Here is a 14,945-nt window from a genome sequence, read left to right as displayed (position 1 = left end):
GCGCCATGACGACCGCAACGCAGGATGGGCGCCCCAGCCGATGGCTGGGCCCCGGGCTGGCCTTTCCGGCCTCGCTGGTGGTGCTGGTGATCATCATGATCCCGATCCTTCAGCTGGCGCGCTACAGCTTCAATCATTTCGACCCGGTCGAGATGATGCAGACCGCCTTCACGTTCGAGAACTACGCCAAGTTCTTCGGCGATCCCTACTACCGCGACATCTTCTTCACCACGCTGGGCATCGCGGCGCTGTGCACGGTGCTGGCGCTGGTGCTGGGCTTTCCTGTGGCGTACTTCCTGGCGCGCACGCAAAGCCGCTACAAGAGCCTCTTTGTGATCCTGCTGGTGTTTCCGCTGATGGTGGGCAACGTCGTGCGCGCGGCCGGCTGGATGGTGGCGCTGGGTAACGCCGGCGTGGTCAACGCCGTGCTGCAGGGCCTGGGCATCATCGACAAGCCGCTGACGCTGATGTACACGCCGACCGCCGTCGTCATCGGCACCACCGCAGTCGTCATGCCGTACCTGATCCTGACGCTGCAAAGCGTGCTGGAAGGCATGGACCTGTCCGTGGAAGAGGCCGCGCGCAATGTGGGCGCCAGCTTCTTCACCACATTCCGCCGCATCGTCTTGCCGATCGCCGCGCCGGGCGTGGCGGCGGGCACGATGCTGGTGTTCATTCTCTGCATGAACGCCTACGCCACGCCGGTGCTGCTGGGCGGTTCCGGCCTGACCATGATGGCGCCGGCGCTGTATGACCAGATCACCAAGGCCTCGAACTGGCCGTTTGGCGCCGCGCTGGCGGTCATCCTGGTCTGCGGCACGCTCGTCATCGCACTGATATCCAACTGGCTGATCCACCGGCGCTACATCAAGACCATGGCGTCCTGACCCAGACATCCCCCCAAGGAAATTCTCATGTCCGCTGTGCTGTTCAAGAATGCGAACCTGCTCGATCCGCTGCAATCCGAGCTGCTGGAAGGGCACCACGTCCTGGTGGAGGACGGTGTCATCAAGGAAGTGTCGGACAAGCCGATCACCGCGTCCTCGGCGCGCGTGATCGACGCCGCCGGCCGCACGCTAATGCCCGGCCTCATCGACCTGCACGTGCATGTGCTGGCCACGCAGCTGAATCTCAGCACGCAGGGCGTCCTGCCCGACGCGCTGGTGATGATGCGCGCGGTGCCCATCATGGCGGCAATGCTGCGCCGGGGCTTTACCACCGTGCGCGACGCGGGCGGCGCGGGCTGGGGCCTGAAGTGCGCCGTCAACGAAGGCACGGTCAAGGGACCGCGCCTGTTCATCTCGGGCCGCGCCATCAGCCAGACGGGCGGCCACGGCGATCCGCGTCCGCGTTCGGACCACCTGCGCCCCATGAGCTTTTGCGGCTGCTGCTTCCGGGCGGGCGACATCGGCCGCGTGGCCGACGGCATCGACGACGTGCGCAAGGCTGTGCGCCAGGAACTGCAGATGGGCGCGGACCAGATCAAGATGATGGCCTCGGGCGGCGTGGCATCGCCCACCGATCCCATTGCGTCCTTTGGCTACTCGGAAGAGGAAATCCGCGTCATCGTCGATGAGGCGGCCAGCCGCCAGACGTACGTGATGGCGCATTCCTATACCGCCGACGCCATCGAGCGCGCCATCCGCAACGGCGTGCGCACCATCGAACACGGCAACCTGGTCGACGAGCGCGTGGCGCGTTTCATGGCCGAGAAGGGCGCGTTCGTGGTGCCGACGCTCGTGACCTACGAGGCGCTGGCCAACGAAGGCGCCGATTACGGTCTGCCGGCCGATTCCGTGGCCAAGATCGCCACGGTGCGCACCGCGGGCCTGCATTCACTTGAGATCTACAAGAAGGCGGGCGTGAAGATCGGTTACGGCTCGGACCTGCTGGGCCCGTCTCAGCGCCTGCAAAGCGACGAATTCCGCATCCGCCGCGAGGTGCTGTCCGCGCAGGAAGTCATCCAGTGCGCCACCACGACGGCGGCCGAGGTGCTGAACCAGGTCGGCCAGCTGGGCCGCATCCAGGAAGGGGCGCTGGCCGACATCCTGCTGGTGGACGGCGATCCGTACCGCGACCTGTCGTGCCTCTTGGGGCAGGGCGAGCACATCGGCCTCATCATGAAGGGCGGCGTCATCGAACATAACGACCTGGGGGTGTAGGGGCCATGAGCGATCCCACGTTTTCGCAATCGGAAGTCGGCGAGGAATCCCGCGACGTCAACGCGGCCAAGGGGTGGCATCCGCCCTCGGCGCCCGCGCCCCGCGACCGCGGCCTGGGGCCGTTTCCGCGGCTGATCCTGCGCGGGGCCACGATCATCGACGGCACCGGCGCGCCGCCCTGGGGCCCGGTGGATATCGTGATCGAGAACGATCGCATCACCGCGCTGGTCAACGTGGGCACGCCGCACAAGGCCATCGACCCCAAGCGCCGCCCCGGCCCCGGCGATCACGAGATCGACTGCCACGGCAAGTTCGTGACGCCCGGCTTTGTCGACGCGCACGCGCACATCGGCACGCCGTATCACGCGATGAGCGGCATCGTGCCGCCCGCCGACTACATCTACAAGCTGTGGCTGGCGCATGGCGTGACCACCGTGCGCGAGATGGGCGCGATGGGCGGCCTGGGCTGGACGATGGAGCAGCGCGAGCTGTCCGCGGCCAACCAGATCGCGGCGCCGCGCATGATCGTGCATTCCGTGTTTCCCGCCGTGAACGACCGCGTCAAGACCATCCACACGCCGGAGCAGGGCCGCGAATGGGTGCGCAAGCTGGCCGCGCGCGGCGCGGACGGCATCAAGTTCTTTGGCGCGCCGCCGGCCATCATGGAAGCGGCGCTGGACGAGGCGGCCAAGGTGGGCCTGCGTTCGGGCTGCCATCACGCCCAGATGGCGGTGACGCGCGTGAATGCGCTGAAATCCGCGCGCTGGGGGCTGACCAGCTCCGAACACTACTACGGCCTGCCCGAGGCGCTGTTCGAAGACCGCGTCGTGCAGTCGTTTCCCACGGACTACAACTACAGCGACGAGTACTACCGCTTTGCGGTGGCGGGCCAGACCTTCATGCAGGCCGCGCAGCCCGGATCGGCCAAGTGGCGCCAGGTCATGGACGAGTTCCTGGAAATCGGTCACACCTTCGTGCCCACCTTCAACATCTACGACGCCAACCGCGACCTGATGCGCGCGCGCCGCGCGGACTGGCACGACGAGTACACGTGGAAGGCGGTGTGGCGCTACTTCCAGCCGCAGCGCGGCGGCCACGGCGCCTACTGGTACCGCTGGAGCACCACCAACGAGATCGAATGGAAGCAGAACTACCGGCTGTGGATGCAGTTCATCAACGAATACAAGAACCTGGGCGGACGCGTCTGCGCGGGCAGCGATTCGGGCTTCATCTACCAGATCTACGGCTTCGGCTTCATCCGCGAACTGGAACTGCTGCAGGAAGCGGGCTTTCATCCCATCGAGGTGCTGCGCGCGGCCACGTCGCACAGCGCGGCGCTGCTGGGCATCGATGACGACACCGGCTCCATCGACGTGCAAAAGCGCGCCGACCTCTTGATCCACGACCAGAATCCGCTCACCGACTTCAAGCTGCTGTTCGGCACCGGCGCCATGCGCCTGAACGACGACACTGCCAAGGTCGAATGGAAGCGCTGTCTGCAGACCACCATCAAGTCGGGCGTGGTGTACGACACCGCCGAGCTGCTGGCGGACGTGCGCGCGATGGTGCGGGACAGCTGGGCAGACGATCCCGACGGCGAGCGCCCGCCCACCGGCGGCGCGCCGGCTGGGTCGCCCTGCGACTCGGGCGACCCGGGCGAGGACGTGACCTGATGGCCGTCGACCTTTTCCTGTTGTGCGGGTTCCTGGGCAGCGGCAAGACCACGCTGCTGGTGGACTACCTGCGCGATCCGGAATCGCGCGATACGGGCGTGATCGTCAACGAGGCGGGCGAGGTCGGCGTGGACGGGGCCATCGTGGCCAACGACAGCGACAACGTGCCGATGACCTTGATGGCCAACGGCTGCGTGTGCTGCTCGTTGCGCAGCGATCTGGTCTACACGCTGAGCGCGCTGCTGGATGCGCCCCGGCCCGAAGGCGAGGGTCCGTTGCAACGCGTCGTCCTGGAGTGCAGTGGCCTGTCGCGGCCCGGACCCATCATCGCGTCGCTGGCGGATCCGGAGTTGGCCAGCCGCGGCCTGCGGCTGACGGTGGTCTGCACCGACGACTGCGCGCGCGATCCCGACGCGCTGGCCGAGATGGACGAAGCGATGGCGCAGTTTGGCGCGGCCCATCGCATCGTATTGACCAAGACCGATCTGCTCCCGGCCGTGCCCGGCGCGCTGGGCGAACGCGCCGCGCGCGCCGAGGCGTTGAATCCGCTTGCCGAGATCGTCGCGGAGCCGGATCGCCGGCGCGCGGTGCAGGCCGCGTTCGCGCCGTCGCAAGGCACGTCCGACCTGGCCGGCCTTGCGGCGCGAGTGCTTGCCTCAGGCGGGCAGGGCGCGGCGCATCCGCGCATCCGCGTCATGGCGGCACGCGCGCAAGGCGGTATCAGCTGGACCGATTTTTCCGAGTGGCTGGATAACCTGGCCGGCCTGTGCGGCGACCGTCTGCTGCGCGTGAAGGCGGTGGTGCGCGTCACGGATTGCGAGGAACCCATCCTGATCCAGTCGGTCGGCTCGACGTTCAGCCTGCCGCAGCGGCTGACGCGGCAGCCCGATGCGCGCGACGCGATCATCGTGATCGCGCGCGACATCGAAGCCGACGAGATCCGCGCGTCCGCGCCGGATGCGCCGGTGCAAATGCTGGTCTGAATCCTGTTGAACCCAAGGCCGCGCGCCAGACTGGCCTGCCGCGCGGCGCATCGTAGCAAGTCGTCAGTTCCCTTCGATACGAGGTTGTTATGCAAGAGAAAAACCTGAATCGCCGTGGCTTCATCAAGACCGCCTCCGGCCTGGCCCTGGCGCCCGCCCTGGGCTGGCTGCCCGGCATGGCCAATGCGGCCGAAAAGGAAATCGTGGTGGGCACCTGGGGCGGCGATTACCAGAACCTGCTGCAGCAGATCATCAATCCCATCGTCGCCAAGCAGGATGTGAAGGTGGTCTACGACACGGGTAACGCCGTGGGGCGCGTGACCAAGCTGCGCGCCGAGAAGAACTCGCGCCGCGGCAGCATGGACGTGGCGCTGCTGGGCGAAGTCGACATGTACGACGCCGAGCGCTCGGGCACGCTGGAGCCGCTGGACACCAAGAAGCTGCCCAACCTGGCCAACGCCATCGACACGCTGAAGACGCCGTATTCGATTCCGCACATCTTCAGCGCGATGACCCTGGTCTACAACACCGAGAAGTTCCCGACCCCGCCGGATTCGCTGCAGGTGCTGCTGGATCCGAAGTGGAAGGGCCAGGTCGGCTTCTCCGACATTCTCTATCTCTACAACTCGGTCTTCGTGGGCCTGGGCGCGGACGGCAACACCAAGGATTTCGAGGGCGGCAAGCGCTTTCTTGCCAAGCTCAAGCCCAACGCGCCGCGCATCTACCCGTCCAACGAAGCCGTTGCCGCCGCCTTCAAGTCCGGCGAAATCGCGATCGCCGTCATGTGGAAGGCGCGCGCGCTGCAATGGAAGGACAGCGGTCTGCCGCTGGGCTTCGTCATCCCCAAGGAAGGCTCTGTGCCGGTGTCGTTTGAAGCGGCCGTCGCCAAGAACAGCCGCAACAAGGATGCGGCCTGGGCCTACCTGAACGCCATGCTGGATCCGCAAGGGCAGATCGGCTTTGCCGAAAAGATGGGCTACGCGCCCACCGTGACCAACGCGCAGTTGCCGGAAGCCTTGAAGCGGGTCGGCTTTTCGGACGCCGAGGTCAAGCTGCTGCACGCCTACGACCTGAAGGGCTTGACCGAGAAGAAGGCGGACATGCTCGAGTTCTGGAACAAGGAGTTCAAGGCGGGCTGATCGACGGGCGGGCGCCGTTCCTGTCTTTCCGGTTGTCCGTTTCATCGTTGTCCGCGTCATCGAAGCGCGATTCCTGCAAGGGAATCGCGCTTTTTCATTCGGGAAGCTGCTGCAGCGATTATGAAATGTTATATCATCCGACTGCGTTTTGTAATGATATAACATCCGAGAGAGCGAAGATGAAAGGAAAGAAGCTGGGGTTGGGGAAAGCGCGCGTGAAGGTCTTGCACAGCCGTTCACATGGCCGGGCGCCGTTGAAACCGCTGGTGTGCTCGCTGATGCTGATGGCGCCCGTGGCGCAGGCGCAGACCGCGAGCGAGACGCGCGCGCAGACCGTCGCGCCGATCACCGTGTCCGCCAACCCGTTGGGGCTGGACTTGAACAGCACCACGCTGCCCGCCTCGGTCCTGGAAGGGGACGCGCTGATCGAGCAGCGCAACGGGACGCTGGGCGAGACCCTCAAGAACCTGCCGGGCGTGAACAGCGACACGTTTGGCGGCGGCGCCAGCCGCCCGGTGATCCGCGGGCAGACCGCGCCGCGCGTGAAGGTGCTGTCCGATGGGTCCGAAGTGATGGACGCCTCGGCTATCTCTCCTGACCATGCCGTGACGGTCGAGCCCCTTTTGGCTGATCGCATCGAGGTCCTGCGCGGGCCGGCCACGCTGCTGTACGGCGGCGGCGCGATCGGCGGCGTGGTGAACGTGGTGGACAAGAAAATCCCGACCGAGGTGCCGGAGAAAGGCATCGCCGCCGAAGCCGAGCTGCGCGGCGCCACCGGCACCAAGGAGCGCGCCGGTGCCGTGGGCATCACGGCGGGCGAAGGCCAGTTCGCGGTGCGCGTCGAAGGCATGAAGCGCCGCACCAGCGACTACGACGTGCCGGACTGGCCCGGCGGCAAGCTGGAAGGCTCGTACAGCGAATCGACGCAGGGCTCGGTGGGCATGTCGTGGATCACGCCGCGCGGTTATGTGGGCGTGGCCTTCACGCATCTGCAAAGCGAATACGGCCTGCCCGGCCACAACCACGAGTACGAAGGGTGCCACCCGCACGGCACGCATCTGCACTGCGGCGGCCACGATCATGACCACGGCGACGAGGGCGAGGAAGACCACGACCACGATCACGAGCACGGTGGCGTGCCCTACGTGAAGCTGCGCAGCAACCGGGTGGATCTGCGCGCGGAATACCAGGATCCGTTTGCCGGCTTCGAGAAGATCCGCTTTCGCGGCGGCCTGACGGACTATCAGCACGATGAGATCGAAGGCGGCGAGGTTGGCACGCGCTTCAAGAACAAAGGCTACGACATGCGGGTGGAGCTGCAGCACAAGCCCATCGCCGGCTGGCGCGGCGTGATCGGTCTGCAGAATGCGTACAGCGATTTCAGCGCCGAAGGCGAAGAGGCATTCCTGCCGCCCAGCAAGACCCGGTCGAACGGCATTTTCGTGCTGGAGGAATACCAGTTGAACGACTGGCGGTTCGAGCTGGGCGCGCGTCAGGACTGGCAGCGCGTGTCGCCGTCGGGCGGCGCGCCGCGCAGCAGCCTGTCGGGCACGTCGCTGTCGGCCGCCGCGATCTGGGACTTCGCGCCGCAGTATTCGGTGGCGCTGTCGCTGTCGCGCTCGCAGCGCCTGCCCAACGCGCAGGAACTGTATGCGGACGGCGTTCACCTTGCCACCAATACGTATGAACTGGGTAATCCGGACCTGACGCGCGAAACGTCGCACAACATCGACCTGACGCTGCGCAAGCATTCGGGCGACACGACGTTCTCGGCCAGCGTGTTCCACAACCGCGTCAAGAACTACATCTACGCCAATACGCTGGATCGCTTCGAGGATTTCCGCCTGATCGAATACACGCAGCAGGATGCGGAATTCACGGGCGTGGAAGGCGAGCTGCGGCACCAGTTCACGCCGGTCTTCTCGGCGGCGGTGTTCGGCGACTACGTGCGCGGCAGGCTGACGGGCGGCGACGGCAATCTGCCGCGCATTCCTGCGGGGCGCGCGGGCGTGCGCGGCAACTTCAAGTGGCAGCAGTGGTCGGGCGGCGTCGAATACGCCCGCGTGTTCGCGCAGAAGGACATTGCGGCGTACGAGGACACCACCCCGGGCTACAACATGGTCAACGCGGTCGTCGCGTATCGCGGCCAGTACGGCGCGACGGGCTACGAGGTCTACCTGCGCGGCACCAACCTGTTGAACAAGCTGGCCTACAACCACGCGTCGTTCATCTCGTCGGTGGCGCCGTTGCCCGGACGCAGCGTGTTGCTGGGCGTGCGCATGACGTACTGACCGGGTTGGGGGCGGCGCCCGGCTGTGCTATTTTCGGCGGATGCCGCCGCCCGCGGCGGCATCACGCGCCAGGAGCCCGCCATGCTGAAGTTCGCCGCCAATCTGTCGATGATGTACCCGGAACATGCGTTCCTGGACCGCTATGCGGCGGCAGCGGCCGACGGCTTTGCGGGCGTGGAATGCATGTTTCCGTATGAAGCGCCCGCCGCGTTCGTGCGCGAGCGCATGGATGCCGCCGGCGTGGCGCAGGTGCTGTTCAATGCGCCGCCCGGCATCACCGCGCAGGGCGACCGCGGCCTGGCGGCGCTGCCGGGCAGGCAGGAAGAGTTCCAGGCCGGCATCGAGCAGGCGCTCTGCTATGCCACCGCGCTGTCTTGTTCCAACGTCCACGTGATGGCGGGCGTAGTGCCGCCGGACGCGTCGCGCGATGAGATGCGGGACTGCTATCTGGCCAATCTGGACTGGGCTGCGCGCGAGGCCCGGTCCGCCGGCGTCACGCTGCTGATCGAGCCGATCAACACGCGCGACATCCCCGGCTACTTCCTGAACCGCCAGGACGAGGCGCACGCCGTCGTGCAGGCTGTCGACGCACCCAATCTGAAAGTCCAGATGGACCTCTATCACTGCCAGATCGTCGAGGGCGACGTCACCGCCAAGCTGCGCGAATACCTGCCCACCGGGCGGGTCGGCCATCTGCAGATCGCCGGGGTGCCGCTGCGCCAGGAGCCCGACCGCGGCGAACTCGATTACGGCTGGATCTTCGGCGTGCTGCGTGAGTTGCAGTACGGCGGTTGGATCGGCTGCGAGTACCGCCCCGCGGGCGCGACCTCGGCCGGCCTGCGTTGGCTGAACGCCGCCCGCGCCTGATCCCGCGCAATGCCCCCAATCGAAGTGCAAAAGGAGTGAGCTTCATGTTTCAGGGCGTGCTGCGCATGCTGTTGTCGGCCGCATTGGCGGCGGCCATTCCGGCCGCGTCGGTGGCGGGCGGATATCCCGATCGCCCCATTCGCTGGCTGGTGCCGTTCAGTGCTGGCGGCGGCAGCGATCTGGCCACGCGCATCGTGGCCCGTCATGTCGGCCAGACGCTGGGTCAGCCGGTGGTGGTCGAGAACCGGCCGGGCGCGGCCACCATCGTCGCCGCGCAGGAGGCCGCGCGCGCGCAGCCGGATGGCTACACGGTGCTGACCGCCGGCATGAGCACGCTGGCGCTCAACCCGTGGCTCTACAGCGATTTGCCCTACGATCCCCAGGCCGATTTCACGCCGGTGTCCACGCTGGTGGCGCTGCCCATCGTCCTCGTGACCGCCCCGGATTCCGGGCTGCGCACGCTGGACGACGTCAAGACCTATCTGAAGCGCAACGAGCCGGGCAGTTACGCCTCGCTGGGCGTGGGCAGTCCGCACCATCTGGCGATGGAATTGTTCATGGAAACGATCGGGGGACGCGCCACGGCCGTGCCGTACAAGGGGACGCCGCCGGCGCTTCAGGACGTTGCTGCTGGCGTGGTGCCGCTGATGATGGCGGACCTGGCCGCCGCGCGGCCGCTGATCCAGGCGGGCAGGCTGCATGCCATCGCGGTGCCGTCCGCCGCCCGATCCGGGCAACTGGCCAACGTGCCGACCTTTGCCGAGGCGGGCGGTCCGGCTTTCGAGGCGGCGGCCTGGCAGGGCGTGGTGGCCCCGGCCGGCACGCCGGCGCCGGTGGTGGAGACGCTTAGCCGCGCAATCCGGCAAGCCCTGGCCTCGCCGGACGTGGTCAAGCAGCTTACCTTGCAGGGCATGGAACCGGCGGGCAGCACGCCGCAGGCGTTCGAGGCTTACGCGCGGCAGGAGCACGCGCGCTGGGGCGCGGTCATCCGGAGCAAGGGGCTGTCGGGCGAGTGAGCGGGCGGGCGCCGCCGGAATGTTCAGTCGGGCACCGGGATCGGCGCCTTGCGGCTGCGCTGCGCTGTGGCCGCGCAGCCGGCGGACGCGACGATGATGCCGAAAATTGCCAGCCATTGCGTCTGGGACAGGTGCTCGTTAAGCACCACCACCCCGGCCAGCGCGCCCATCGCCGGCTCCATGCTGAGCAGCACGCCGAAGGTCTTTTGCGGCAGCCGCCGCAGCGCCACCATTTCCAGCGAGTAAGGCAGGGCGCTGGACAGGATGCCGACGGCCACGCCGGCCAGGATCAGTTTGGGATCCAGCAGCGCCATGCCCGCGTGCGCCGCGCCGACCGGCAGGGCCACCATCGTGGCCGCCAGAAGGCCCAGCGACGTGGCCTGTCCGCCATGCACGTTTCCGGCCATCTTGCCGAAGATGATGTACAGCGCCCAGCACACAGCCGCGCCCAGTGCGTACGCGATGCCTTGCGGATCGAGGTCGTGCACGGATTGCCCGGTGGGGATCAGCAGGATCAGGCCGGCCAGCGCGCAGGCGATCCAGACGAAGTCGATGGCGCGCCGCGACAAAACCACGGCGAGCGTGAGTGGCCCGGTGAATTCGATGGCGATGGCAATGCCGAGCGGAAGGGTTTTGAGCGCCATGTAGAACAGCAGGTTCATGCACGCCAGCGTCACGCCATACAGGGCGATCTTCGCGGCGTTGCGGCGCGTGAGCGGAAAGCGCCAGGGCCGCCAGAAGGCCAGCAGGATGATGGCGCCGATGACGATGCGGTATGCGGTGGTGCCTTGCGCGCCCACTTCGGGAAACAGCGACTTGGCGAACGACGTGCCCACGCACAAGGAGGCCATGGCGCCGATCAGCGACAGGGTGGGCAGCAGGGTGGACGTGGCGCTGGGGTGTCCGTTGTTCAAGGTGGCGGCGGTCATGGAAGGCTGAGGGTGTGCAATGGCGTCGTTGGTTCAGGCGGGCGGATGAGCGGTCAGGGCTGTGGATGCATCGCCGTGGAAATCAGCACGTAGATCGCCAGCCCGAACATGATTGCGCCCAGCAGCCCCTGCTGCATGCGCAGGAACCAGGGGTTGCGTCCGACCCAGCCGCGGATGCGCGACGCGCCGTACGCAAAACAACTGCCGTACGGCAGGCTGAGCGCCTTCATCGTGACGCCCAGCACCAGCATCTGGATCCAGACCGGTCCGTTGTCCGGCGAGGTGAACTGCGGCAGGAAGGCGATCATGAAAAGCAGCACCTTCGGGTTCAGCAGATTGGTGATGAAGCCCTGCCAGAAGGCGTCGCGCGCGTCGCTGGGCTGGGCCGCCAGCGACACCTCGGCGGCGTTCGCGCACCGGATCATGGCCTTGATGCCCAGGTAGCCCAGGTACAGGCCGCCCGCCGCCTTGATGCCGACAAACAGCGTGGGAAAGGTTCGCAGCACCGACGCCAGCCCCAGCACCACGGCGGGCACCTGGACGAACCCGGCCGCCACGTTGCCCAGCACGCTATGGAAGGCGGGGCGGAATCCCTGCGTCATGCCTCGCGACAGCGTAAGCGCCATGTCGGGGCCGGGCGTAAGCTTCAAGGCCGCATCGGCGGCCAGGAACAGCAGGAACAACTGGAGTGAGGGCATTGCGGGTGCAGCGTGAAAAATCCCGCATGTGCGGGCGGAGGGCTCCCAGTGTAAGCAAGCGGCCTGAATAATTCCTGCGTCCCGCGGCCCCGAAATGAAGTTTCCCGTCGAAATCGCGAAGGATTGCATCGCCGCCCCGATTAGAATCCTCGAATAGCCTCTCCCCGCGCCATCCTGGGCGCCATTTCCCCGCGTTCCGAGCGCCTCATGGAACTAGACGATTTCGACCTGCAGATCCTGCAAAGCCTGCAGGAAGACAACCAGCGCACCAGCCAGGACGTCGCGCAACGCGTGAACCTGTCGCCGGTATCGTGCCTGCGCCGCATGAAGCGGCTGCGCGAAGCCAAGGTGGTGACGGCGGACGTGTCCGTCGTGGATCCCGCCGCCGTGGGCCGCGGCATCACGATGGTTGTGCTGGTGTCATTGGAAAGCGAACGCGCCGACAAACTCGACCAGTTCAAGCGCGCCATGCAGAACGCGCCCGAAATCATGCAATGCCTGTCGGTGACGGGCGAGGTCGATTTCGTGCTGACGCTCACCATGCGCGACATGGCCGAATACGAGGTGTTCGCGCAGCGTTACTTCTGGGGCAATCCGAACGTAAAGCGGTTCTCGACGCTGGTGGTGATGAGCCGGGTGAAGAACGGGTTGACGGTGCCGGTGATGGCCGGCGGGTGAACCGGCGCCGAGGCCGGCGCTTTAGGTACAGGTTCAGCCCGCAGGCGGGGCGTCCGGTCCGGGTTGCCTGGCCGCGAAGATCGCACGGCCCGCCTCTTCCGAAACACTGCGCAGGTGCAAGTCCCGCTGCGGAAAGGGGATCTGCATGCCCGCGTCACGCAGCGTGTCGTACATCCGCGCCAGCATGTCGCTGCGGATCTCGATCCACCGGTCGAAGTCATAGGTCCACGCGCGCAAGCTGAAATCCAGTGTGCTGGCGCCAAAGCCCATGAAGAGCACCATCGGCGCAGGCTCCGTGACGACGCCCGGCGTCTGCCGCGCGACGTCGTCCAGCAGCGCGAGCACCTGCCGCGGGTCGGTGCCGTAGGCCAGCCCGATGCTGATCTCGATCCTGCGGCTGCGGTCCAGCATCGTCCAGTTGGTCAGCTTGTCGGACAGCAGCGTGCCGTTCGGGACGATCACGTCGGCGCCGTCGAACGTCTTGATGCGGGTGGCGCGCATGCCGATATCCCGCACCTGGCCCGACGTGCCGCCGATCTCCACGACATCGCCGGGCTGGATCGGACGCTCGAACATCAGGATCAGGCCTGACACGAAGTTGTTCACCACGCCCTGCAGGCCAAAGCCGATGCCCACGCCCAAGGCGCCGAACACGATGGTGAGCTGGCTGGTCTGGAAACCCGCTGCCGACAGCGCGATGCCCAATCCCAGCAGCAGCACCAGGTAGTACGACAGCGAGGCGATGCTGTTGCCGACGCCGCGCGGCAGCGACATGCGGGTCAGAACCTCGTCGTGCAGGATAAGACGCACCGCGCGCGCGGCCCAGAAGGCAATCACGACCGAGATCGCGAAGACCAGGATGTTGCCCAGGCTGATCGAGACCTCGCCGACTTCCAGCGTATAGGACAGCACCTGCGTCACGAAGGCGTAGGTGGCGCGCAGGACGCGGAAGCGGTCCATGGTGTAGACCGCCCAGCCCACGACCGCGGCGGCGCTGACAAGCCGGATCAGCAGCAGCACCAGCGGCGGCGCGTGTTCGCGCGCAAGCCGGAAGCGCGAGATGCCCTGGCGGGCCAGCAGAAGCTGCAGCAGCGTGATGATGACGGTCACGCCCGCGTACAGCACCAGCCCGAAGTAGCCGCTGCCGATGATGCCGCTGGTCAGCATCTCGGACAGCGACACATTGCCGATGAGGTTCGCGCCCAGCGACACGCACAGCAGTCCCGCTGCGCACCAGGCGACGGCGCGCAAGGCGCGCACCAGCCGCTCGGAGCCGGGCGGATAGGTCTGGCGCCGTCCGCGCGCCAGGAGCCACAGAATGGCCGTCAGGGCCGCCACCGCCGCGGCCACGGTCGACAGCCGATAGAAGAGGGTGTTGGCCAGGAACAGGAAGCCCAGCCGCTCGGCAAGGAAGAGCACGGTGATGACGCGCGGCCAATGGTCCAGATGCCGGCGGCTGGCGGGCGGAAGCAGGCGCAGCACCGGCACCGCCGCCAGCACCAGGGCGATCTGCTGCACCATCAACGGCGCGTCCGGCTCCAGGGCCAGCACGCCCATCATCGACAGCAGGACCCACGTGGAGATGGGCCGCCCGAGCACACCGGCGGCGGTTTCGCTCATGACGCCGGTGCGGATGGCGTTGCGGCTCTTTCTGGCCAGCCAGATCAGCAGCGGCAGCAGCAGCAGTTGCAACGTGTGCAGCGCGCGCTGGTTGCTGGCGCCCGCGGCGCCATAGTCGCGCGCGAAACGGACTTCAATGTCCAGACCCTGGCGCAGAAGGGTCATGGTGTCCTGGTCGGATCTTCCGGACCAGTCCAACGCCCAGAGCGGCGGCGAGTCCACCCGCAATAGCCGCGCGTCGACGTAGCTGATCGCCTCCATCACCTGACGCTGGCCTGCCTTGATCTGTTCCTCGATCGCATTGGCCCGCTGTTCCAGTTCGACCTGGCGCGACAGCGGCACGGACAGCGCCTGACTGGCCGCCAGCAATTGCGCGATCACCACGTCGACGCGGTCGGCCAATGCCGCCGGCAGCCCCGCCGCGCCCGGCGCATCCTTGATCGCCTGCCAGGCCGTGCGCCTACGCAGCAGCTCGGCCGCGTCGCTGGCGTACCAGGCCGTCGCCTGCCGCATGTCGACCCGCCAGCGCGCCAGCCGCCGCACGTCGAAAAGCCAGTGCCGCTCCAGGCTTTCCAGCCGCATGATGGGAAAGTTGCGCAGCTGGGCCGGCTGGAATTCGTAGAGCTTTTCGTCGGCGGACTTGGCGATGGCATCGAGCGGCGGCATCAACGCGGTCAGCGGATCCGCCGTCGCCGCGCGCTGCAACACGCCCTCGGCGTACCGCAAATCCGTGTCCGCCCGCAGCGGAATCTCGGCCATCTGGATCGCGGCAGGCGGCGCGGCGGGCGCGGGCGTTTCCGCCGCAAGCGCCACGCGCGCCCACCCCAGGACCAGGCCAGACAGCCAGAAGAGGATTCGTGCGCGGGCGCGCATGGTGCGACTCCGTGGT

The 14,945-nt window shown here is 67.1% G+C and carries 12 protein-coding genes; 9 read left to right on the top strand and 3 right to left on the bottom strand.

All coding sequences use genetic code 11. From position 1 onward, the window contains the following. Positions 1-5 precede the first annotated feature (5 nt). The 8 genes from QEP15_RS23855 (at position 6) to QEP15_RS23820 (ending at position 10,131) form a co-directional block, all read left to right on the top strand. On the top strand, positions 6-887 hold the full coding sequence (locus QEP15_RS23855; protein ID WP_056319944.1) for an ABC transporter permease: 882 nt from the start codon (positions 6-8) through the stop codon (positions 885-887). Positions 888-914: 27 nt separating this feature from the next. After that, a complete protein-coding gene (locus QEP15_RS23850) occupies positions 915-2,162 on the top strand; it encodes a metal-dependent hydrolase family protein (protein ID WP_056319941.1) in 1,248 nt (415 codons plus the stop codon). A 5-nt stretch (positions 2,163-2,167) separates the two neighbouring features. Then, positions 2,168-3,835 (top strand): amidohydrolase family protein, encoded by a 1,668-nt coding sequence (locus QEP15_RS23845; RefSeq protein WP_180097316.1) that lies wholly within the window; start codon positions 2,168-2,170, stop codon positions 3,833-3,835. Continuing rightward, positions 3,835-4,818, top strand: coding sequence for a CobW family GTP-binding protein (locus QEP15_RS23840; protein WP_217618597.1), 984 nt, complete (start codon positions 3,835-3,837; stop codon positions 4,816-4,818). The genes QEP15_RS23845 and QEP15_RS23840 overlap by 1 nt, the downstream gene beginning before the upstream one ends. Positions 4,819-4,907: 89 nt before the next feature. Beyond that, positions 4,908-5,957 (top strand): ABC transporter substrate-binding protein, encoded by a 1,050-nt coding sequence (locus QEP15_RS23835; RefSeq protein ID WP_056319935.1) that lies wholly within the window; start codon positions 4,908-4,910, stop codon positions 5,955-5,957. Positions 5,958-6,235: 278 nt separating this feature from the next. Beyond that, the gene (locus QEP15_RS23830) at positions 6,236-8,248 is read left to right on the top strand and encodes a TonB-dependent receptor domain-containing protein (protein WP_280148947.1); all 2,013 of its coding nucleotides are present in this window, start codon (positions 6,236-6,238) and stop codon (positions 8,246-8,248) included. A gap of 81 nt (positions 8,249-8,329) precedes the next feature. Then, on the top strand, positions 8,330-9,115 hold the full coding sequence (gene otnI, locus QEP15_RS23825; RefSeq protein WP_217618598.1) for a 2-oxo-tetronate isomerase: 786 nt from the start codon (positions 8,330-8,332) through the stop codon (positions 9,113-9,115). A 44-nt stretch (positions 9,116-9,159) separates the two neighbouring features. After that, positions 9,160-10,131 carry a Bug family tripartite tricarboxylate transporter substrate binding protein gene (locus QEP15_RS23820; RefSeq protein ID WP_280148189.1) on the top strand — a complete coding sequence of 324 codons (972 nt, stop codon included), beginning with the start codon at positions 9,160-9,162 and terminating at the stop codon, positions 10,129-10,131. Between the two features lie 23 nt (positions 10,132-10,154). Here the strand turns inward: QEP15_RS23820 and QEP15_RS23815 are convergent, their stop codons facing one another. Then, positions 10,155-11,060 carry an EamA family transporter gene (locus tag QEP15_RS23815; protein ID WP_152382835.1) on the bottom strand — a complete coding sequence of 302 codons (906 nt, stop codon included), beginning with the start codon at positions 11,058-11,060 and terminating at the stop codon, positions 10,155-10,157. Positions 11,061-11,113: 53 nt separating this feature from the next. After that, a complete protein-coding gene (locus QEP15_RS23810; protein ID WP_280148188.1) occupies positions 11,114-11,758 on the bottom strand; it encodes a LysE family translocator in 645 nt (214 codons plus the stop codon). A 207-nt stretch (positions 11,759-11,965) separates the two neighbouring features. On the opposite strand from QEP15_RS23810, the gene QEP15_RS23805 reads away from it, so the two are divergent. Further along, on the top strand, positions 11,966-12,436 hold the full coding sequence (locus tag QEP15_RS23805; RefSeq protein ID WP_056319925.1) for an Lrp/AsnC family transcriptional regulator: 471 nt from the start codon (positions 11,966-11,968) through the stop codon (positions 12,434-12,436). Positions 12,437-12,469: 33 nt separating this feature from the next. Here QEP15_RS23805 and QEP15_RS23800 read toward each other — a convergent pair whose 3' ends face one another. Further along, positions 12,470-14,929: a mechanosensitive ion channel family protein gene (locus QEP15_RS23800; RefSeq protein ID WP_280148187.1), complete on the bottom strand. Its 2,460-nt coding sequence runs from the start codon at positions 14,927-14,929 to the stop codon at positions 12,470-12,472. Positions 14,930-14,945: the final 16 nt, after the last annotated feature.

Source organism: Achromobacter mucicolens (assembly GCF_029866465.1).
Taxonomy (GTDB): Bacteria; Pseudomonadota; Gammaproteobacteria; order Burkholderiales; family Burkholderiaceae_B; genus Achromobacter; species Achromobacter mucicolens.
Note: the sequence above shows the minus strand (reverse complement) of the source record. Positions and strands in the feature narration are given on the sequence as shown.